Annotated in this window: 21 protein-coding genes; 5 read left to right on the top strand and 16 right to left on the bottom strand. The window is 32.0% G+C overall.

The genetic code is table 11. The features are described 5' to 3' along the window. From CELAL_RS15470 to CELAL_RS15455, 4 genes are all read right to left on the bottom strand, one after another. The gene (locus tag CELAL_RS15470; protein WP_013551830.1) at window positions 1-1,719 is read right to left on the bottom strand and encodes a GMC family oxidoreductase; all 1,719 of its coding nucleotides are present in this window, start codon (window positions 1,717-1,719) and stop codon (window positions 1-3) included. Window positions 1,720-1,755: 36 nt separating this feature from the next. Continuing rightward, window positions 1,756-2,469, bottom strand: coding sequence for a carboxylesterase family protein (locus tag CELAL_RS15465; RefSeq protein ID WP_013551829.1), 714 nt, complete (start codon window positions 2,467-2,469; stop codon window positions 1,756-1,758). Between the two features lie 111 nt (window positions 2,470-2,580). Beyond that, window positions 2,581-3,249, bottom strand: coding sequence for a bifunctional 4-hydroxy-2-oxoglutarate aldolase/2-dehydro-3-deoxy-phosphogluconate aldolase (locus CELAL_RS15460; protein ID WP_013551828.1), 669 nt, complete (start codon window positions 3,247-3,249; stop codon window positions 2,581-2,583). Window positions 3,250-3,468: 219 nt separating this feature from the next. After that, window positions 3,469-4,356 (bottom strand): LysR substrate-binding domain-containing protein, encoded by an 888-nt coding sequence (locus tag CELAL_RS15455; RefSeq protein ID WP_013551827.1) that lies wholly within the window; start codon window positions 4,354-4,356, stop codon window positions 3,469-3,471. 67 nt (window positions 4,357-4,423) lie between these two features. Between CELAL_RS15455 and CELAL_RS15450 the strand changes: the two genes are divergently transcribed. From CELAL_RS15450 to CELAL_RS15430, 5 genes are all read left to right on the top strand, one after another. Further along, window positions 4,424-5,329 (top strand): DUF1338 domain-containing protein, encoded by a 906-nt coding sequence (locus CELAL_RS15450; protein ID WP_013551826.1) that lies wholly within the window; start codon window positions 4,424-4,426, stop codon window positions 5,327-5,329. 145 nt (window positions 5,330-5,474) lie between these two features. Beyond that, a complete protein-coding gene (locus tag CELAL_RS15445; protein WP_218916567.1) occupies window positions 5,475-6,521 on the top strand; it encodes an alpha/beta hydrolase in 1,047 nt (348 codons plus the stop codon). Between the two features lie 32 nt (window positions 6,522-6,553). Further along, window positions 6,554-6,967 carry a DoxX family protein gene (locus CELAL_RS15440; protein WP_013551824.1) on the top strand — a complete coding sequence of 138 codons (414 nt, stop codon included), beginning with the start codon at window positions 6,554-6,556 and terminating at the stop codon, window positions 6,965-6,967. A 6-nt stretch (window positions 6,968-6,973) separates the two neighbouring features. Further along, window positions 6,974-7,957 carry an NADP-dependent oxidoreductase gene (locus CELAL_RS15435; protein ID WP_013551823.1) on the top strand — a complete coding sequence of 328 codons (984 nt, stop codon included), beginning with the start codon at window positions 6,974-6,976 and terminating at the stop codon, window positions 7,955-7,957. 43 nt (window positions 7,958-8,000) lie between these two features. Further along, a complete protein-coding gene (locus CELAL_RS15430; protein WP_013551822.1) occupies window positions 8,001-8,858 on the top strand; it encodes a phospholipase A in 858 nt (285 codons plus the stop codon). 197 nt (window positions 8,859-9,055) lie between these two features. On the opposite strand, the gene CELAL_RS15425 is transcribed toward CELAL_RS15430, so the two are convergent. The 12 genes from CELAL_RS15425 to CELAL_RS15365 all read right to left on the bottom strand — a co-directional run bounded on the left by CELAL_RS15425 (window position 9,056) and on the right by CELAL_RS15365 (window position 20,307). Next, window positions 9,056-9,751 carry a hypothetical protein gene (locus tag CELAL_RS15425; RefSeq protein WP_013551821.1) on the bottom strand — a complete coding sequence of 232 codons (696 nt, stop codon included), beginning with the start codon at window positions 9,749-9,751 and terminating at the stop codon, window positions 9,056-9,058. A 586-nt stretch (window positions 9,752-10,337) separates the two neighbouring features. Continuing rightward, window positions 10,338-11,189, bottom strand: coding sequence for a hypothetical protein (locus CELAL_RS15415; RefSeq protein ID WP_013551820.1), 852 nt, complete (start codon window positions 11,187-11,189; stop codon window positions 10,338-10,340). Between the two features lie 250 nt (window positions 11,190-11,439). Beyond that, window positions 11,440-12,411 carry a hypothetical protein gene (locus tag CELAL_RS15410; RefSeq protein ID WP_013551819.1) on the bottom strand — a complete coding sequence of 324 codons (972 nt, stop codon included), beginning with the start codon at window positions 12,409-12,411 and terminating at the stop codon, window positions 11,440-11,442. 348 nt (window positions 12,412-12,759) lie between these two features. Further along, on the bottom strand, window positions 12,760-13,893 hold the full coding sequence (locus CELAL_RS15405; RefSeq protein ID WP_148229691.1) for a toxin-antitoxin system YwqK family antitoxin: 1,134 nt from the start codon (window positions 13,891-13,893) through the stop codon (window positions 12,760-12,762). A 369-nt stretch (window positions 13,894-14,262) separates the two neighbouring features. Beyond that, a complete protein-coding gene (locus tag CELAL_RS15400) occupies window positions 14,263-14,853 on the bottom strand; it encodes a hypothetical protein (protein WP_013551817.1) in 591 nt (196 codons plus the stop codon). 195 nt (window positions 14,854-15,048) lie between these two features. Beyond that, a complete protein-coding gene (locus CELAL_RS15395) occupies window positions 15,049-15,651 on the bottom strand; it encodes a hypothetical protein (protein ID WP_013551816.1) in 603 nt (200 codons plus the stop codon). A 50-nt stretch (window positions 15,652-15,701) separates the two neighbouring features. Beyond that, window positions 15,702-16,274 (bottom strand): hypothetical protein, encoded by a 573-nt coding sequence (locus tag CELAL_RS15390; protein WP_013551815.1) that lies wholly within the window; start codon window positions 16,272-16,274, stop codon window positions 15,702-15,704. A gap of 33 nt (window positions 16,275-16,307) precedes the next feature. Beyond that, window positions 16,308-16,898, bottom strand: a complete 591-nt coding sequence (locus CELAL_RS15385; protein ID WP_013551814.1) for a hypothetical protein — start codon at window positions 16,896-16,898, stop codon at window positions 16,308-16,310. Between the two features lie 163 nt (window positions 16,899-17,061). Continuing rightward, a complete protein-coding gene (locus tag CELAL_RS15380) occupies window positions 17,062-17,661 on the bottom strand; it encodes a hypothetical protein (RefSeq protein WP_041557757.1) in 600 nt (199 codons plus the stop codon). A 20-nt stretch (window positions 17,662-17,681) separates the two neighbouring features. Beyond that, window positions 17,682-18,497, bottom strand: a complete 816-nt coding sequence (locus CELAL_RS15375) for a hypothetical protein (RefSeq protein WP_013551813.1) — start codon at window positions 18,495-18,497, stop codon at window positions 17,682-17,684. Between the two features lie 519 nt (window positions 18,498-19,016). Continuing rightward, window positions 19,017-19,634 (bottom strand): hypothetical protein, encoded by a 618-nt coding sequence (locus CELAL_RS15370; RefSeq protein WP_013551812.1) that lies wholly within the window; start codon window positions 19,632-19,634, stop codon window positions 19,017-19,019. Between the two features lie 268 nt (window positions 19,635-19,902). Beyond that, window positions 19,903-20,307 carry a hypothetical protein gene (locus CELAL_RS15365; protein WP_013551811.1) on the bottom strand — a complete coding sequence of 135 codons (405 nt, stop codon included), beginning with the start codon at window positions 20,305-20,307 and terminating at the stop codon, window positions 19,903-19,905. Window positions 20,308-20,675 lie beyond the last annotated feature (368 nt).

Genomic DNA, 20,675 nt, shown 5'->3' with positions numbered 1-20,675 from the left:
TTAGATATTTTGCATTTTCAACTGTTCGATAATATAGTCTGATGTTCTCCATGACAAAGCTAAAATAGTCCATGTTGGGTTTTTATCTGCTTGAGAGACAAATGGTCCTGCATCTACAATAAATACATTAGCTACATCATGTAACTGTTGAAACTTATTGACTACTGATGTTTTTGAATCGTCTCCCATTCTAGTCGTTCCTACTTCGTGTATAATTTCACCAGGAGCATATATGCCATTTTTCTGTTCAATAGTAGGTTTATCACCTAACAAATGCCCTCCTACATTATGAACAATTTCCTCAAAAGTATCGTGCATATGCCCTACTTGATTAATTTCATCATCCGTCCATTTATAATTGAACTTTAATACCGGAATTCCGAACTCATCTACTTTGGTAGGATCTATTTCACATCTATTATCTTTTTGAGGAATAGATTCTCCACGTCCTCCAAACCCCATAGTAGAACCATAATATTGTTTCACCTCATCTCTTAAGGGATTACCATAACCCCCCACATTGATGCCAAAATACTTATTAAATTCATTGTGGTTAAACCCGAAGCCATAACTAGGCATTCCCATTCCTCCCCAAACTTCAACATGGTAGCCACGTGCAAAATTCAGATTTTTATTATCTAACCACCAAGGTGTGTAGACATGCATCCCTCCTACACCATCTTCGTTATACATTTTACGGTTCATTAAATCAGGGATAAATGCAGACCGACTACCACCGGTAGAATCATGCAGGTATCTCCCTACAATATTACTACTGTTACCTAAGCCGTTAGGGTGTTGTTTCGTTTTTGAATTTAGAAGAATCCGCGCAGAACTGCAGGCTGATGCAGCAAGCACTACAATTTTACCTTTTAACTTATATTCTTTTCTATCTTCTTTATTAATATATGAAACTCCAGTTGCTTTGCCTTCCTCATTGGTGGTTACTTCTCGCACCATGGCATTCACAAAAAGATCTATTTGTCCGCCATTTTTTTGTGCTGGAAAAATTAAACACGTACCCGAAGAAAAATCAGCATATACAGAGCAAGCTCTAGAACACTGGCCGCAATAAAAACAAATACCACGCTCATCATTAATTCTTTTGGTAAGCATAGACATTCGTGAAGGGTATACTGGAATGTTTGACTTTCGTGCTCCTTTTATATAAAATAACTCGTGCAGCCGTGGTTTTGGTGGCGGAAGAAAAAAGCCATCAGGATCATTAGGCAAGCCTTCGTTAGAACCAAAAACCCCTATTAATTTATCTACTTTATCATAATATGGTTTTACATCATCATAACCTATTGGCCAGTTATCGCCTAGACCATCCATATCTTTACGTTTAAAATCTTTAGGTCCAAAACGCAACGAAATTCTACCCCAGTGATTTGTTCTACCTCCTAACATTCTAGATCTAAACCATCTAAAATCTGTACCCTCTTCAGTGGTATACGGTTCTCCTTCAATATCCCAACCCCCGTAAGCACTATCAAACTCTCCAAATGGGCGTACGGTATTTGCCCCTCTACGAGGAGATTCATAAGGCCATTTAAACTGTGTCTGTTGCTCTGGCGCTGCAGGGTCAAAATAGGGACCAGCTTCTACAACTGCTACTTTTAATCCTGCTTCGGAGAGAATTTTGGTTGCCATTCCTCCTCCTGCTCCCGAACCTACGATTATCACATCGTAAAGGGTAGAATTTTCTATTATCTGCATAAAATTATTGGTTTGTTTGATTTAATCGGAGTCAAGTTACATCTTTTTTTGCTTTTCGAACCACTTAAATAGGGCTGGATTTTTATAAACTACATCCCAAATCGCATGTCCATAGTGGTCATAACTTGTTAATGTAACGTTATAGCCTAATGTTTTTAACCTATTCACCATTTCTTCTGATTCTGAATATGGAATGATTTTATCTTTCTTACCATGAAAAACTTTTATAGGCAAACTTTTAGCTATCCAATGCGCATAAGGCGTAGGAGCCATTCCGCAAACAACGGCTAAAGCTGCAAATTTTTCAGGATATTCTATGGCCAAATCCCAAGCTGCTGCCCCGCCACGACTTAATCCGGAAAGGTATACTTTTTTTTTATCAATATTATTTTGAGCAATAACCGTATCTAATAATTGCATTACCGCTGTAGTATTCCACATTTTATTTGGTTCGCGCAATTGGGGTACTAAAATAAGAAATGGATATGCTGTTCCATCAGTTAGGGCATCTGGCGGTAACATTTCTTGAGTTGCATCTGTTGGAATGCTTCCGGCACCATGTAAGAATAATAGGATACCATATTTTTTCTTTGACGCTATATCGTATTCATCTGGGTAATATAAATAATAGTTAATTTTCTTGGTAACTACTGTTTCCTGCTCCCCTGCTACAAGCGTATTTTGTGCTGCACAGGAAATAAACTGAAGTGTAAAAAATAAAAGCGTTAAAATTTTAAGCGTTTTGTTCATGGCTCTTTTTAAAAGCCAAAAGTTACAAAAAAGAGCGGTGTGCGCATAAAAAAACCCTGAACAAGAAAATTGAACAGGGTTTAAAGTTTAATAGGTATTTATTTTAAAAAACTAAGCTCTTAATCTTTTGATCAATGCTAAGGTTTCTCTTACTGTTTTTTCTAGACCAGCATAATCTTTATTTGCTAAAATTTCTTTACTGATAAGTTTAGATCCCATACCTACACAAGTAACACCAGCATCAAACCAACCTTTTAAGTTCGCTTCATCTGTACTTACACCTCCTGTAGGCATAATGCTCGTCCATGGTTGTGGGCCTTTAATTCCTTTAACAAATCCTGGTCCATATAAATCACCAGGGAAAAGTTTTACAATCTCGCATCCTAATTCTTCGGCTGCATTTATTTCTGTTAATGAACCACAGCCAGGAGACCAAAGTACTTTTCTACGGTTACATACTTGTGCAATATCTACACGTAATGAAGGCGTAACGATGAAGTTTGCACCCATTTGCATAAACATAGAAGCTGCAGCAGCATCTGTAATAGAACCAACTCCTAAAATCATTCCAGGAAGTTCTTTTATCGCGTATTTATTTAATTCAGAAAAAACTTCAAAAGCGAAATCACCTCTAGCCGTAAATTCCATTAAGCGAGCTCCACCATCGTAAACTGCCTTTAATACTTTTTTTCCTAATTCTACATCAGGATGATAAAACAAAGGAACCATTCCGTTTTCCTTCATCACATTTGCTACTTCAATTCGAGTATACTGTGCCATTTTTAAATTATTTTTTAAGTTTTAGAAATAGGTAGAAATTAAACTAAAATCAACCTACTTTTAATTTTTAAGGTTCTTCTCTTAAGTTCAAATGTACAATTTAAAATTTTTAATTAAACGATTAACCATCAATAAATACGGAACAATTATAAAAATTCACATTTTGATTCACTAACGTATCTAAAATTAATATAAAAATGACTTTTAAAATCTTATCGACTAGAGTTGTGCTAAAAAATGTTGAAGTGCGGCATTTTTATTCTCTTTTTTCCATACCGCAAAAAGTGATGTGGTATGGGTTACATTTTTTAATTCTATAAATTTTATTTTATAATTAAAATCATCTCGCAAAGAATTTGGTACAATTGCGATTCCCATTTTATTTTCCACCAATTTGAAGATAGTAGGTCCATGAATAGACTTATGAGAGATTTTAGGACTAAAACCGTATTCCGCACATAAATTTAATATTTGCTGATAATAGAGCGGGCTATTTTCATTGGGGAACAGAATAAAAGACTCCTCTGAAAGCGTCCCTATATTTGTAAAATTGGCGCTATCAATAGGATGATCTTCTGGCAATACCAAAGAAAAATTCTCACTATACACTAATTTCAACTGCATATTAGACGTTACCGAGTTTGACCGCATAAAACCAACATCAATAGCATCATTCTCCAATGCTTTTAATTGCTCTTTATTGATGAGCTCTTCTAATTTTAGATTAATTTTTGGCTGTGAGGCACTATACTTTTTAATTATAGGCGGCAAATAACGATACATTGCAGAACCTACAAAACCAATAGTAAGTTGCCCTACTTCTCCATTTAGCTGCAATTGCCAATGTTCAAGAGAATCATCTACCTGTTTTAGAATCCGTTTTGCTTCTACTTCAAATAAAACTCCTGCTTTTGTTAAAGCTACTTTTCTGTTGGTTCTTTTAAATAGCTGCTCCCCGAGTATTATTTCTAAATGCTTAATCTGCTGACTTAAGGCAGACTGAGATATGAACAGAATTTCTGCACTTTGCGTGTAGTGCAAGTTTTCTGCTAACACCAAAAAATACCGAAGTAACCTAAATTCTAATTGATTAGTTTTACTTATCATTTGACAGTTAATAAGAATTGTTTCGAATTAAAAGTAAGCTTATTTTTGATTAAAAATAAATTCAGGTATGGTATCAGATAAAATTAAAGCCCTAGAAACTATATTAGATGCACTTTTTATTCCCTATAAGAATAGTGTTCCAGATGTATTAAAAGTTACTAATGGCATGGTTTCGGAAGGAATTATAACCAACGAACGTGAGATCATTAACGATCATATTGCTTTTAGAACTTTAGGCGTACCGCATTTAGGAGTTTCTTCTTTTGAAAAAATATTCCTGCACTATGGATACAAAAAAAAGGATTACTACTTTTTTGAAGGAAAGAAATTAGACGGCTACTGGTATGCACCTCCTGCTGATCATTTACCTCGTATTTTTATGAGTGAATTGCGTGTAAAGGATTTATCTGATAAGACACAGCAAATTATTTACCGCTATACACAACACATTACCACTGACCCCGTAGACACTTTGGATTTAGAAGATACTGAAGCTGTAGGTTCTTTTTTCCATAAAGCACTTTGGGATCTACCAACCCTACCTGATTATCTAGCACTAGCTGATGAAAGTGAATATGCTGCTTGGGTAATTTATAACCGGTACTATTTAAATCATTACACCATTAGTGTGCACGACTTACCTAACAATTACAATACTGTAGAAAAATTTAATGTCTTTCTTGAAGGTTTAGGTATAAAATTAAATACTGCAGGTGGTAAAATTAAGGTGAGTCCTGATGGGCTTTTGAAACAAAGCAGTACCGTAGCAAAAACCTTTGAAGCAGAATTTGCGAATGGTGAAATCTATGAAATATCAGGAAGTTATGTAGAATTCGCAGAACGCTTACCTCTAAAAGAATTTACAGACAAGGGCTTAACTACCTTTACACGCAACCAAAGGCGTGATGGTTTTGAATCTGCGAATGCCGATAAAATATTTGAAAGCACGTACAAAGAGCAGACCAAAAAATAAACTTCATTTTTAACTAATTATATAAAATCCCTTAGCATATTCTAAGGGATTTTTTTGTACCGCCCTAGCCATGCGTGTCGTAAAAATGTACTTTGATGATGCGTCAAAAGTATTCACGACTAGAAATTTTGTCAGCTTTACACCTATGGCATTATTACTGCAATTAGATGTAAAAGGAAGTTATCACTTTCTAGAAAAATTAAGATCGATGTATCAAGAAGTCCCCTTAAAAAACAGCAGTTATATACCTGATTTTCTTGGTGACGGATTTGAAAGAATGACGCTAGAGCTTCCTGCTGATTACGAAGGAAAAGTTAGTGCTACATTAATTCGGAAAAGTGCCCAAAAAGCGTCTCAAAAAGCGGTATTGTATGTTCATGGTTTTAATGATTATTTCTTTCAAAAAGAAATGGCTGAAAAATTTAACGAAGAGGGTTATAATTTTTACGCATTAGATTTACGAAAGTATGGAAGGTCTTACTTAGGCCATCAAAAGTTTAATAATGTACGATCAATTATAGAATATGATGAAGAACTAGATCTTGCCTTACAGCTAATTAAATCAGAAAATAACCATCAGGTCATTTTAATGGGGCACTCTAACGGTGGCCTCATTACCACCAATTATGCTGTAAATCATTTAAATAGTAAACTATTTCATGGGTTAATAAGTAATAGCCCTTTCTATGAATTTAATCTAAGTTATATAACACGAACAATTGGAGTTCCTATCCTCTCATTTTGGGGTCAATATTTTCCTAACTTACGTATTCCAGGAGTACCCTCTGGAAGCTATGGTGACAGTTTGCACGTACAGCGTCATGGGGAATGGGACTATTCTCTTGCTTGGAAACCTCATGAGGTGCCTAAACTAAATTTAGGTTTTATTAGGGCAATACATAAAGCTCAAAAAAACATCAGACAAAAAGCAATTATAGGGGTACCCACGCTCATCCTACACAGTAACCAATCCATTAATGAGAAACATTGGTCTGAAAATTTTGAAAGAGGAGATGCTGTTCTCAATGTTACTCATATTAAAAAATATGCCCATAAATTAAGTGGAGCTGTAACCATTTGCGAGATAGAAAATGGAATACATGATTTAATCCTTTCAAAAAAACCTGTAAGAGAAGAGGTATATAGGATATTATTCGATTGGATTAATACTAATTTTAATAAAACGCACTAAGCATTTGATAAGGCCGTATCTATGCAAAAGATATGCAAACAACAACCTTACAAAATATCTTTAAAGTACTATTAGCACTCTTTATGATATACGCAGGCTATAGTCATTTAACTTTTAATCGGATAGATTTTCAAGCCCAAGTACCTGATTTTGTTCCCATAAGCAAGGACTTTGTTGTAGTTGCATCAGGTTTTGTAGAAATAGCGCTGGGTCTTGCCCTATTGCTATGGACACAGCGTAAAACAACTATTGGGTGGATCCTTGCCTTATTCTTTATCCTAGTATTCCCAGGAAATATTTCGCAATACTTAAATCAAAAAGACGCTTTTGGTGCATTAAATTCTGATAGCGCACGATTAATCAGGCTCCTTTTTCAACCTGTCCTTATCGCATGGGCACTTTGGTCTACTGGCGCATGGCAATCTTGGAACACCTCTAAAAAATAACATACTATGAAAGCACTACAAATAATAAAATACGGAGCTATAAAAGACGGACTATCCATAAATGAGGTACAAAAACCCTCGATACAACCAATGGATGTTTTAGTGCAGGTAAAAGCAGCCGCTCTAAATCCTATTGATTATAAAATAATCCAAGGCCACTTAAAAGACATGATATCCTTAAAACTGCCAACCACTATTGGTTACGATGTAAGCGGTGTCATTGTTGAAAAAGGATCTAAGGTTGCTAATTTTAAGATTGGTGATGAAGTATATTCTAGAGTTCCTCAAGAACAAATGGGTACCGTAGCCGAATATGTAGCTATTGACGTTAATTATGTTGCCAAAAAACCAGTGAATAGTTCTTTTGAAGAAGCTGCTGCCTTGCCCTTAGCTGGCCTTACTGCATTACAAGCTCTAGAACGTGTAGGGATTAAAAAGGACGATAGGATTTTGATACATGCAGGATCTGGTGGTGTCGGGAGTTTTGCCATCCAATATGCAAAAGCTAAAGGTGCTATTGTATATACCACCACAAGTACTAAAAATGTAGATTGGGTAAAAGCTTTGGGTGCAGACCGAGTCATTGATTATAAAACGGAGGATTATAAAGAGGTGGCCAATAATTTAGATATTGTTTTTGACACTTTAGGGAATGACTATACACTTGATGCCTTTAAGTGTATTAAAGACGGAGGAAGCGTAACGAGCATTGTTGGGCCACCTGATGAAGAAACAGCGCAACAAATGGGTATGACAGATTACGCCCTCCCTGAAAAGTTAGCGCAGCTCATAGAGCAAAAATCTGCTACGTATAAGCTCACCTGGATGCAACCCAACGCAGTACAATTAAATACCATTGCAGCACTAGTAGATGCTGGAGACATAAAACCTATTATAGATCTTATTTACCCGCTTGAAGATGCTGTTACCGCCTATGAATATTTAGCGGAAGGCAGCGCAAAAGGTAAAGTAATTATTAGCCTTATTTAAACTAATCATACACTTAGAATTTAGAAAAGTAACCACAACTAGCATGTATATACACAAAACGAGTCTCCTTAACGTTAGCGCACTATTTCTAATCATAGTTTGTGTCTTTAGTAATGATGTAAATGGACAAACCCTAACGCGTGAAGCTTTTAAAGATACCATGCAACAACTTCCGTACTTCACCATTCATAAAGACAATTACTTTATAACGGGTGTACCCACCAATAAGGCCATAAACAGTACTACGGCGAATGCCAAATATCAAGTTAGTTTTAAGCAAAGGATTACGCGTGATGTTCTGCCATGGGAAACATATTTATTCTTGACGTACAGCCAAAAAGCATTTTGGGATATTTATAAAGATTCTTATCCTTTTAAAGAAATAAACTTTAACCCTACGATTGGTGTTGGAAAGGCTTTTTTTGATAAAAATGACAGGATACGAGGCATAGGTAATTTGTATTTTGAGCATGAATCTAATGGTAGAGATAGTATTTATTCCAGAAGCTGGAATCGGCTTAGTGCAGAATACCACCGGGCTGTAGGACCTCAAACGATAGTGACTATAAAAGGATGGATTCCCTTTGGCTACAAAAGTGGAAACCCAGAGTTATTAGATTATGTGGGTTTGGGGGAATTGACGGTAGCTCATGATTTTATGGACGACAAATTTAGTCTTCAAGTACAATTAAGAAAAGGCTTACAATGGGATGCCAAAGGGATGCTCCGAACTCGTTTTTACTACAGACCCTCTAAGCACAAATCTAATCAATATATTATGTTAGAATGGTTTGCCGGGCAAGCAGAAAACCTAATTAATTATGAGCGCTTTACTTCTATGGTTCGCGTGGGGTATGTGATTAAAACTGATGAGCTTAATTTTTTGAAAGGAAGAAAATAAATGTAGTCTCAGAGTTTGGAGACACTCCTCCCAAAATCTCCCGACTTCGCGGAATGAATAAAGCATAGAGTTAAACTGAGAACAGAGCACGAGAGAAATGCGAGCACAAGCATGTAGCTTGCGCTAGCGGGGGTTGGCATTCCGCAGGATGGCTATGAATTTTATATATTGCAAGCAATAGGTTAATTTCTTAAATATTAATTACTTATTTGAAATACGGAACAATAATAGACTATAAAACCATGATAATCATATTCTATAGTTCCAATAAATAATTCTTCTACTTCATCTCCAGTAATGTCTTGTAATACTAAGAAATGTTCAGGATTAGACTCTGACACTATAATTGTTTTTTCCTTATTTTTATCACCTATTTTTAAAACTCCTTCATAACTTTCATTTATATAAAATTGGATGTCTGTTCCGTCTTTTAGTTGTTCTTTTTTTAATTCCTTAATCTTTTTTTCTAAAACAACATCGTTTTGACCTGATACAAAGATATTTATAGCACTATTTTTAAATTCGCGAATAGTTAGTGTTTTTAAATTATTCGTCGTTAAATTCAAAAAAATGCTATCATAATATGATTTTGAATGTTGTTCATTAAATTCATTAATCAATTTTCCTTTTTTATAGATATGTGGACGATACGAATTTATTACTGTATCTTCTATTTTATCCATTTTGGAATATAAACTACTACCATAAATAACAAATATACTATCAGAGAATGCTACTTTTGATAAACCCCTAAAATTTTGTTCATCTGAGGATCTTAATTGAAAATCAAAAAGTTTTTTTAGCTCAATAACATTGTTATCCTTTTTAGGTACTTTTTTACAGCTATTAAGACTTAGTATGACAAACAATATTATAAATATATGTAATCTCATAAATTAAATTTTATTAGTGAATTATTTCAGTGCATGACCAATATGTTTAATATCTTCAATAGGTGGAAGCATTAAAGGGTTTTTATTAAAAAAATCTATAATACTGTCTTTATCCTAAATAAAAGTGATTTTGTAAGCATCTTTCCCCTTAATTTTTAACATTTACACTTATTTTCTTTCAACTTTGCACTCTGTTTGTAGCCAATAATATTGTCTTGCTTTGTGCCAATTGTCATTGCTTCTTCCATCTAGAATCATCATATCACCTGTATATCCTTGACCATACCACCCTCTATAAGGGTGTGTTGGGCTCTTAGAAAATATATTATTTTTAATATATTGAATGGATAATTCCGCTCTATGTTTAATTGTAGCAGTAAAAAATCCATTCTTAATTAATATAATCAGAAATTTTAGGATTTCCTTTTTAATATTTGTAAATATTGTTACGTTAAGCAAAGTCTCCCTATATAAAAGAACAAATAGATTCAATAAAAAACTACACTGAGCGCAAAAGATCAAAATAATGCTGACACGAGCATAAGAGAAAAAAAAATAGAAGATTTTTAATTCAACGTGTGCCTAATTATTTAAATTGTTGCTCCAATCTCAAGACCCTCCCATCAGTAGACCTTAGGTTTATATCTTTTCCATTCCAATTAAAAAAGTACTTAATACCATCCAATTTCATTTGGTAAAATTCATCTAAATAGTAACCCGTGAAATTAAATGTCTTGAAATTTTGAGAGTTTACAATCTCATTTTTTAATACATCAAAAGTAACCGCTTCATCAATTTTATTTTCATCTTCATCAAACAAATCATAAGAGTTATGAAACACTGAAACCGTAAGAACATTTTTTAGTAAGTTGGGATCAGTAAATCGAAAAGAGTCAATACCATCAGTATACGGAATACTATCATTTTCAGTAATAAAGCTAATCTGATTTTTACGCATAGCTATAAAAATTGAATCCGAAGATTTATAATTGTTCTTATTCCAATTAGTTAAATAGTATGTAGAATCATTAATTTCTAAAACTCTGACTTTTCTATAATCACGATTAGCACTTTCGGAAAAAATAATTTTCTTTTCCCAATTTTCAATATAAACCGATTCGAAAGGATAATCCGTATTATTACGTTCTACATGACTAATTCCTTTACAATAAATATCTTTTACAAAATCAGTCGGGAGCCATGATATATTGTCAATAGTTCCAGCATACTTTTGAGCTAAATTTAGATTAAAACAATCACAAACAACGTATTTTTCGTCACTCATGACTTCATTAATCAAGTTCTTCGTATCCGAAATTTTATGACTGGTAATTAAATCAAATTTTGAACTACTTTGTTTTTGATCTTCATTTTTTTTAGGCATACATGACGAAAGCAGGAGCGTGATACCTAGTACTTTTATAAAAATAAATTTCATGGCGATTTAATCAAGGTACTAAAATAATAGTTTGGAAGTTCTCAAGCCATCTACCTGATGATAAATTCTAAAAATTAAATTATCTACTAGGGAAAATGGACCCAATCCACAACGTTTTCAAACATAATAGAACAAACAAAGTCGAAAATTAAACATAGATCAAAAAATGAAAGAAATGTAGGCACGAGCGTGACGCTCGCGCTAGCGGGGATATTAGCTCCACCCCAATATTTATGCTCTATTATTTGGTCTATTCATTTGTGAACTCACGTTTTATCATTTCTCCGTCTTTGTACATTTCCGTATACAATAGAGCGCTTTTGGTGGCTGTTGCTAAATCTGCTTGCCCTTCTGAATTTCTTTTATACTTGAGTACAAAATAACTCCATTCACCTACAGGCTTCCCGTCCTCAAAATGAGCTTCTAAATAAGTAAAATCATTCACATAAGTATTCATTTTTTTCTCAACCCATGGCCCTTCTCTAGTATTATTTTTAACCAGCCCTTCTTCTATTTCATTTTTATAATCTCCATTTTTATCATAATACCGAATAAATTTTCCTTTTTCAGAAATTTTGTATTTGTAGATATTACTTATTGAAGCTATATTTTCTTCTTGTTTAAAATCTTGAATGTAGAGAATATTATTTTCATTTATATAAAAAAATCTAGAATTCCTAAACCCAAATTCTCCTAAGAAATAAGAATAAACTCTCTTACTTGATATAACATCATTACCTTTTAGTGTGACCAAAAAAATATTTTCTTGATTTCTATTTGGGTTGTTTGATTGTTTTTTTGTAAAAACAAAGGAATAGGATATATCACCTTGTTTTAGCAAAATATTATCTTTAAAATATAATTTGTGTAATTTATTTTTTAAAGGAATATAGAATAAATCATCATCATAATACTCTTGAGTATAATAACTTTTTAACCTACCCCTATACTCCTTAAAACTAAGTCCAGATATAAATTTTTTAAAATAAACTAATGCCTGTATATCATTATTGATATTTCCCTTTTCTAAGTCACTAAATCCAAAAGGTTTTTCGATAACCTTATCAGCAAATACCGAGTCCGCTTCTAAATTATTAGAAACAAAATTTGGTTTATCACTGGATAACTCTAACTTTTCAGATATTAATATTTTTTTTTCTTTTTTACAGGATAATAATGAAAAAACTAAAAATAAATATATAAGTGCTTTAATTACTTCCATCTTAAATTAAATTTTCTATGCTTGCATTATTAAAATTACCCGAATGCAAATGATTATTATGTATTTGTCCACAATTTACGCAATTGTTATCAGTAGAAGAACATGGATTACAATCTCTAGAACCATGCGAATCATTTCGATTACAAGCAATGTAATGTAGGTTGAACCATAATGCATTCCCGCTCAACAAAGTTTCCAGACTTAGTGGAACAAATAAAATAGAAAAAGACGACTATATATTCACTGCACTAAGGCTAGCCAGTACTTTAATTCTATTGGGTCTATAGTCAAATAATTACCCGAATTTAAAATCTGAAACGATATTGTTTACCTAACTTAAAATTATAGTTAGAAAGACTTTGTTTTCATTAGCTTTCCATTTAAATCGTAATATTCCCATTCGCCAATCGAGTCTAAATCAATTTCAAAGAGTACATCGTTGGTGAATCTTTCTATTGATTTCTTATTTCCGTTTAAATAATACTCAACCACTTCTTTATAGGCATCCTTCATTGTTCCAAGATGATAATAGACTTTTTCAACTAAAACTCCAGAGGAATTATACTTATACCAAGTACCAACAGATGTCCCCATACCCTTATAGATGCCTTGGCAACCTTTTTCTTTTACCAATCCATTTTCATAGAAAGAAATATGTAGCTCACTACAAATTATACCATTACCTATTACACTGTCCTTGCCAATAGAAACCTCTTTGATATTGTCTTTATTTGAAAAAATGTGACCCGTACTACTCTTAGCCTGTTCTAATTCATTTTTATAATCTCCATTTTCTCCATAATAACGAATAAATTTACCCTCAGAGGATATTTGATAATTTTCTGTTTTTTCAGAAAAATATTCACCTTCAATTGCAAAAAAACTTTTAGAAGATATTATCCTCTGTTTATCCATAAATGAGAAAGTAGAATATGAGGAAACATAGTCGAATTCTTGCTTATAAAGTATTAAATCATCAATTATTACACCATCTACTGATACCATTACTATAGTAATGAAATTATAGGATTTTAAAGCATTATCACTCGTGTGTTTACCTAACAACATAATGAAATCCTTATCTCTAATCTTTCCTATAAATTCATAATTTTCTCTAACAACTTGTTTACCAAAGTTTGAGTACATAGAATATTTTAAAGAATCTTCTATTGTAAGTGTATAGTTAAGGCCATCGGTATTTGATATCTTTTTCCAAGTATTGGTATTAGATTGTATTTTTTTTGTAAAAACATCAGACTTCAAATTTAAATATGCTCCATCCTCATCTGTTTCCAAAGGAAGTCCAAACTTATCAGGGAAAATAGTTTTTACTACATCAATATTACCTAACGGTAATTCAAAATCTGGTAGTTTAGAAATAAATTCTAGAGGTATGCTTTCTTGTTTTACTTGAACCAATGAATCATTATCTTGGATAGTTAGTGTAGCAATCAAATTCTTATTTTCGCCTTTACAAGCCATAAATAAAAGAAATAAGATTAAAAAATTATTTTTCATAGTATATACTGAATAAAAGCATGAGTATTTTGACGGTTAAAATTTGTGCGCTATAAATGAGAATTATGAATTCCTCCTACATTAACGGCATTAGGTTGTATGGGATTACAATCTCTCGTTCCATGCGTATAATTTCGATTACAAGCATTGTAATGTGGGTTGAACCCATAATGCATTCCCGCTCCACAAATTCTTCCGATTTAGCAAAACAAATAAAATCGAATCCTAAACTCAACTCAAAAACATTAAAGAAGGACAAGTTATTAGATAACTAGAGAATAACACAGACAGAAGCATGATGATCGCGCTAACAGTGCGAAGTAATTTTCAAATTTAATCCATAGCAATAGCACCCAAACACTCTAAACCTATTGTAGGTAATCCTAAAAAGCTCAAATCAATAATAAAATAGCCTTCTTTATCTTTATTCTCTTTGAAGGAGTTCTGAATAACACCATCAACCGACATTTGTGGAATGCTACCATCTGGATATTGCTTTTCACTTAAATAAATTTTTGTACTCTTTTTATTATAAAACCTCATCCGTAATGTGATTTCATCTAAAGGGATTTTCAGCTTAAATACATACTCCTTTTCATTATAGAGCAATGGAAAATTAACTACTGAAAAAAAGTTTTCAACAGACTCCTGTCTAAACTCCTTTCCCATGGTAAAAATATTTTCTGATTGCAAATGCTCTTGGTACTTTTCAGGAGTATAAACGGCACCATACTCGTCTACATATTGCTCCTCTTTTCTATTAAAACCATCTACCACTAAATTATCTAACTGAATTATTGAAAGCTCTTCTAATCGTATAGATTTTAATTGACCACCACTTCTTATAGTATTGGTTTTGTGTTTTCTAAAAAAGTAAACACAAATAAATAATAGTACACTAAAAATAATTCCGATACCAATCATAAAAATAAATCAGTTTTTACAATTAGAAATAAGCCCTTTTTAGGGGACAAAATTTTTGAATTGTATGAGTAAATATTGTAGCGCTCTGCAAAGTCTACCTGCTTAGTAAAACAAACAAAGTCAAAAAAAGCTACACTGAGCGCAAAACATGAAAATAATGCAGGCACGAGCGTGACGCTCTCGCTAGCAAGTCTTTTAATCCAAAATTTCTCTCCCTAAATATATAAATTTCTGCCCGCCAATATTTAAAAATCTAACATCTAAAAAAAAGAAATATTGTTTTAATGTATTAACATCTGGAATATCACTTTTTTTATTGGGGTCAAATTTTAATACGTAAACTACTAAATTTTCTCGTTTAGATAATAAATAACTAATCTTTGTCTCGTTAATGGGAAGCCGTGGATAAAATTTATAAGCTATATTTTTATGGGTAAAGGATAATGCTAACTGAGTGCTAAAAAATGTAACGTTCCGCATCACTGAGTCATGGTCATTAGTATCTTCTTCAAAAAAGCGTTCTATAAAACTTTTCCCTTTTAGCCTACTACTTTCTTTTACTCTGCGTTGCTCTAAAATTTCAGAATTAGAAGTCCGATATGTATCAACATATTCAACGTTTCTAAAGCCATCAATACTTATGGTTTTAGTAGGTATTGCAAATGAAAAAGACTCCTTCAATAACCCAAACAACCTTCTATCGTTTCTTAAATTTTCTTTTCCCCTTTTATTCTTAACTATTTTATACCAAATAGATAAAAAAATGGAAATAAGAATTGTCATAAATAAAGTGTCCAAAACTCAAATTTTAAATTTAGTTACATAATAGTAAACAATCTTACACAACATTACTCAACAGCTATAGTTTCTCTTAAACCTAATTCATTTTCATAATTGTAAAAACTAAAGGAGAGATACCCTCTTATTTCATCAGTAATCTTCTGTTCAAAAAAACGAAGTGCTATTTCACTTTTACTAAGATCATACACTTTCCGCTCTCTATTTTCTTCTAAAAAAACAGAATTTTTAAGAAGATCATTCTTCTCTAAATTTGTGATAAACATCTTATAACCAATATAAATATCGAAAGTCTTAATTTCGAAATCTGAAAACTTAACACCACTAGGATAAGGAGCCAATTTTTCTTTGTCTGTAAAAATTAAGTATTTACCCAGATCAGACGCTCCATCATTATCAGGACCTATTGAAATCTCACTTAATTTTATGTCGTTAGAATAATTACTTTTTACCTTAATTCTATAGGGTTTTAATAAAGTTACATATACACTATCAGCCATGGTAAAAGACTCCATTATCTTCAGGGGTGCATCGGTTTTCTCAAAACTTAATTCTACGTTTTCTGTTTGTGCTTTACAGCAGAGTAGTGTTAATACACTTAATATTAGGAATATGTTTTTCATAAAAAAGTTTATTATAGCCTAGCAAACCAGATTTTACCACTCTACTGGCACAGAGATACGTTCACCAAATTTATTACCATCTAAGAATTGCACAGAAATACTATCGTTTTTAGTTAGTCTTTCAAATAGTTCTTTGTGGTTTTTCTTGAAATCTGAAACTGTACCTATATGCAAAGTATCTTTGTTCTTTGATGTTTTTTTTTGGATATATATATTAAACTGGTCTTGTATATTTTTTGAGGAATCTACAAAGTGCCTTGTATAATAAATATATTGCAATTGTCCATATGGCGAAATATTCTTTTTACTATTATTCTTTATCTTTTTCAAACTATTTTCATCCTGCTGAAATAATCCAATTCCATAGTCCCGGTTATTAGGAATATTCTTATAGGTGTATTTGATTAAATTAAAATATCTTTTAGAAAAAGAATTATTTTTAATTATTATCTGATTTGGAAATTTTATATTAATTACATCATCCATACCACCCTTTGCAAATTGAATAACAACGTCATAATCTGAATTTGATTGATTAATTTTAATGGCTTGTTTTGCTCCTGTGCAATTGAAAAATAAGAAAGCAAGGATCACTATATAAATGTTTTTAAAAAATTTATTCATTTAAAAAAATGTTTCTATTATATAAACATAATTGTTTTTACTTCGTTTAGTATTTTTAACCTCCCTGAAAAGTATTTCTGTATTGAAAGATTCATTCTGACACTTGTAAGCGATAAGTAATTTGAGAAAAGTAAAATATTTAGCTGAAAATCTCCATTTTCAATTACTTTTCAACTTTTATCGTATGTCCCAGACCTAATTCATTTTCATAATTATAAAAATTAAAGGAGAGATACCCTCTTATGTCATCAGTAATCTTCTGTTCAAAAAAACGAGGTGCTATTTCACTTTTACTAAGATCATAGATTTTTCTCCCACCATTTTCCTCCAAATACACCGCATTTACAAAGAGGCTATTTTTTTCTTTACTTTTAATAAACATCCTATATCCAATGTAAATATCGAAAACCTTAGTATCGTGACCCGAAAACTTAACGCCTGTTGGAGGAGGAGCTAGATTTTGCTTATCTGTATAAATTAAATACTTACTGGGATTATGAGATCCAGAACCACCTCCGGAATTCATACTAAGCCTGCTTGTTCTTATAGTGCTTGAATAATTACTTTTCACCTTAATTCTATAGGGTTTTAATAAAATTACAACCACACTATCAGCCATAGTGATAGACTCCATTATCTTCAGGGGTGCATCGGTTTTCTCAAAACTTAATTCTACGTTTTCTTCCTGAGATCTACAAGAAATGACTATTGAGGCAACTAAAGCAAAAAGGATGTAGGCATGTTTTCCCATTATAAATTTCATTATATTATTAATTCTAAGGCTTAATGTAAATCCACCGAAAGTTCCTGAATTTCTTTAATATCTAAAGCACCTATGGCAACATCAAATTTTAAATAATTCTTATTCATTTTTAAAAGGTTGGAAAACTCACAGGCTTTATTTTTATGCTGAAAATCTGTAAAAGAAGCTTTAGTACTAGCTCTAAATTTCAACGGCACTCCGTTAATAGTAATATTATAATAACTAAGGGTATCTATATTTTTCGCTTTTACCGTGAGTGATATCTTATCAATAGCACCGTCCTTGACCTCTTGAACCACATGGTGGACATTTGTATTTAAAAAAGCTTTATGATCTAAATAGGTCTTTTCCATTTCAGCCAAGGCCAATGAATTTTCATAAGGGTACAAATTTGAAACTACAGTTTTTCCTTTTTCAACTCCTATAGTATTTACTTGTATATAATTAATAGTACTTAAAGTAACACCAGTAATTGGAAATGTAGCGGTAACAAAACCAGTTTGAGAATTTAAATAAAAATTAGATGCGCTTTTTTGTCCTATGAGATAACGAGAATCTTTTTCAAAATAGCCCATACTTGCCAGTACATTTTTTAAGCTAAAGTCGTTTTTATTTTCAAAAGATCGTTCGTCTAGCGCAAAGCTTACTTGAATAGAATCTATCGTACAATTTTCGCTAAAATAGCACTTCAGTTCTACTTCATTTGTACTCGAAATTTTATGACTGGTCATTAAATCACATTTTGAATTTCTTTGTTTTTGCTCTTCCTTTTTTTTAGGCATACATGACGAAAGCAGGAGCGTGATGCCTAGTACTTTTATAAAAATAAATTTCATAGCGTTTTAATCAAAGTACTAAAATAATAGTTTGGAAGTTCTCAAACCACCTACCTCAGAATTAATTCTAAAAATTAAATTATGTACTAGGGAAAATGGACCCAATCCACAACGTCTTCAAACATAGTAGAACAAACAAAGTCGAATATTAAACATAGATCAAAAAATGAAAGAAATGTAGGCACGAGCGTGACGCTCGCGCTAACGGGGCTTGTACTGTTTAACTATAGAAGGATAACGCAATTGTATTGGCTATTTATATAATAAGATAACAGAAATGCTACTTTTTAGAATACCAAAACCTATCTTGAGAAGTTTTACTTAATCTTAATGCCTAGCTTTGCTATATATTAAGTTCTTTTATAATCTCCCCAGTTTTGGCGTTTAAATGAAAGACTTTAACATTGGTAGTATTAATTAATTCTTAGTGGGGTTATAATTCAGAGCCATACACAATCTCTAGAGCCCTTTGATCTGTGTATCAATACAATTACCTCTCTTATTTTATTCGTTGTTATCTTAATCTTCGCTATGAGGATAAAATGACCGCTCTAAAATTTCACCAGTAACACCATGCACTTTAATAACCTCTCTACGCATAGGGACTTTATAATAAGTAATAAACCAAAAAGTTCCACTTTCATCAGATTTTCTTCCTATTGTAGTATTTTTTTTATCTAAAATGTCAATATCATCATTTTCACTTTCAATTAATTTAACGAGTTGTTCAAAATTAAAATTGAAAGGACTGTCATAATTAATTTTGTTAATTAATTTTCCTTCTTTATCATACTCTACTAAGCTGATTATAAAATTATTTGGAAATTTAACCAATATCGATTCTAATAAACCTGATTTATAATAACGCTTTTCTTCTGTATATAATTTTGGTAAAATCGGAATTACTGTTTTATAATAGAAGTCCTCATCTAATTCCAATGTAATTAAACTTCCGTCATCTAATTTAAAACTATAAATATTATCATTACTATTTTTCTCAAAAGTTCCAATGTCAAATTTTTCGGTAGTTATTATTTTTTTCTGTTTTATATTTTTCAAAGGAATTATTTTGCTCTTCTCTTTACTTACACAAGAGCTTAATAAGCAATAAAGCAAAATAAATAACCAGTTCTTCATGATTGTACTTCTTTCGGTAAATTAAGACAAATATTAACTATCTGAATAACATACTAGTGAGAATATTCTATAATGTTTTCTGTTTTTACTTATTGAAATGGGAATAACCCCGCATCTGTTCCACAAAATATATCGAATTACACGAACAAAGTCAAAAAAAGCTACACTGAGCACAAAACATGAAAATAATGCGGGCACGAGCATGACGCTCACGCTAGCGGAGGAGTAATATCTTGATAATTGCAGTAGCAATTTAGACTTATAATCCTTACTCCACAAGAATTTCAACAGTACCAATTCCGGTAGTCATAAAAACTTTTTCAAAAGCATTTTCGTTCTGCTTAAAAAATGTCCTTACTTTTTTGGGCAAACTATTATCAGCGAAAATATTAAAGGTTATGAGTGTTAGCGTGTTCTCTCTTGAGTCTAAAGAAAAAACTAATCCTCTTTTAAAATAGCCATGATACTTATTATAATTTTCATCAGTTTCTTCTAATTTATTTATTTTGGAGAATACCTCAGATGACTCTAAATCCTTTCTATAAAAAATTTTACTGAACAAATATTTACTACTACTTGCAAATGCAACACACTTAATGTTTTCTCCATTAAGTAAAGAGTAAACATCTTTTTTTCTCGAGGCATAATAAAATTGCGATCCCGAGATATCCAAGACATCTATTTTTCCATCCTTAGTTAGCTTATCAAATAATTTAAAATCTTTCTTATCAGAAATACATGTACTAATTGTATCGTTTAAAATAATTTCTTCCTTAATTTCTAACTATTCTATTTCTAACTCTTCATTATTTGCATGTTGCTTTATATTCTCTTTACGACTAAGTAAAGTATTTATAATTACAAAAATCGTTATCAAATTTTTCATTATTTATCCTTCTACATAGCAAAACAAACAGAATTAAGAAAAAGCTACACTGAGCGCAAATTATGAAAATAAAGCCGGCAATAGCGTTACGCTCGCGCTAGCAGGTGTCTTTTGTGAATTACAGCTTTGAACCAATACACAACATAACACTAAAA

It is taken from the genome of Cellulophaga algicola DSM 14237 (genome assembly GCF_000186265.1).
Classification (GTDB): Bacteria; Bacteroidota; Bacteroidia; order Flavobacteriales; family Flavobacteriaceae; genus Cellulophaga; species Cellulophaga algicola.
The sequence above is the reverse complement of the archived record's forward strand: the minus strand, read 5'-3'. Positions and strand labels throughout refer to the sequence as shown.

Bases quoted from the DNA above. Each gene is read 5' to 3' on its own strand.
- CELAL_RS15445 (WP_218916567.1), top strand. From the start codon at position 5,475: ATGGCATTATTACTGCAATTAGATGTAAAAGGAAGTTATCACTTTCTA.
- CELAL_RS15430 (WP_013551822.1), top strand. From the start codon at position 8,001: ATGTATATACACAAAACGAGTCTCCTTAACGTTAGCGCACTATTTCTA.
- CELAL_RS15390 (WP_013551815.1), bottom strand. From the start codon at position 16,274: ATGAAAAACATATTCCTAATATTAAGTGTATTAACACTACTCTGCTGT.
- CELAL_RS15425 (WP_013551821.1), bottom strand. From the start codon at position 9,751: ATGAGATTACATATATTTATAATATTGTTTGTCATACTAAGTCTTAAT.
- CELAL_RS15460 (WP_013551828.1), bottom strand. From the start codon at position 3,249: ATGGCACAGTATACTCGAATTGAAGTAGCAAATGTGATGAAGGAAAAC.
- CELAL_RS15435 (WP_013551823.1), top strand. From the start codon at position 6,974: ATGAAAGCACTACAAATAATAAAATACGGAGCTATAAAAGACGGACTA.
- CELAL_RS15450 (WP_013551826.1), top strand. From the start codon at position 4,424: ATGGTATCAGATAAAATTAAAGCCCTAGAAACTATATTAGATGCACTT.
- CELAL_RS15400 (WP_013551817.1), bottom strand. From the start codon at position 14,853: ATGATTGGTATCGGAATTATTTTTAGTGTACTATTATTTATTTGTGTT.
- CELAL_RS15410 (WP_013551819.1), bottom strand. From the start codon at position 12,411: ATGGAAGTAATTAAAGCACTTATATATTTATTTTTAGTTTTTTCATTA.
- CELAL_RS15465 (WP_013551829.1), bottom strand. From the start codon at position 2,469: ATGAACAAAACGCTTAAAATTTTAACGCTTTTATTTTTTACACTTCAG.
- CELAL_RS15380 (WP_041557757.1), bottom strand. From the start codon at position 17,661: ATGAAATTTATAATGGGAAAACATGCCTACATCCTTTTTGCTTTAGTT.
- CELAL_RS15455 (WP_013551827.1), bottom strand. From the start codon at position 4,356: ATGATAAGTAAAACTAATCAATTAGAATTTAGGTTACTTCGGTATTTT.
- CELAL_RS15370 (WP_013551812.1), bottom strand. From the start codon at position 19,634: ATGAAGAACTGGTTATTTATTTTGCTTTATTGCTTATTAAGCTCTTGT.
- CELAL_RS15405 (WP_148229691.1), bottom strand. From the start codon at position 13,893: ATGGCTTGTAAAGGCGAAAATAAGAATTTGATTGCTACACTAACTATC.
- CELAL_RS15440 (WP_013551824.1), top strand. From the start codon at position 6,554: ATGCAAACAACAACCTTACAAAATATCTTTAAAGTACTATTAGCACTC.
- CELAL_RS15415 (WP_013551820.1), bottom strand. From the start codon at position 11,189: ATGAAATTTATTTTTATAAAAGTACTAGGTATCACGCTCCTGCTTTCG.
- CELAL_RS15375 (WP_013551813.1), bottom strand. From the start codon at position 18,497: ATGAAATTTATTTTTATAAAAGTACTAGGCATCACGCTCCTGCTTTCG.
- CELAL_RS15470 (WP_013551830.1), bottom strand. From the start codon at position 1,719: ATGCAGATAATAGAAAATTCTACCCTTTACGATGTGATAATCGTAGGT.
- CELAL_RS15385 (WP_013551814.1), bottom strand. From the start codon at position 16,898: ATGAATAAATTTTTTAAAAACATTTATATAGTGATCCTTGCTTTCTTA.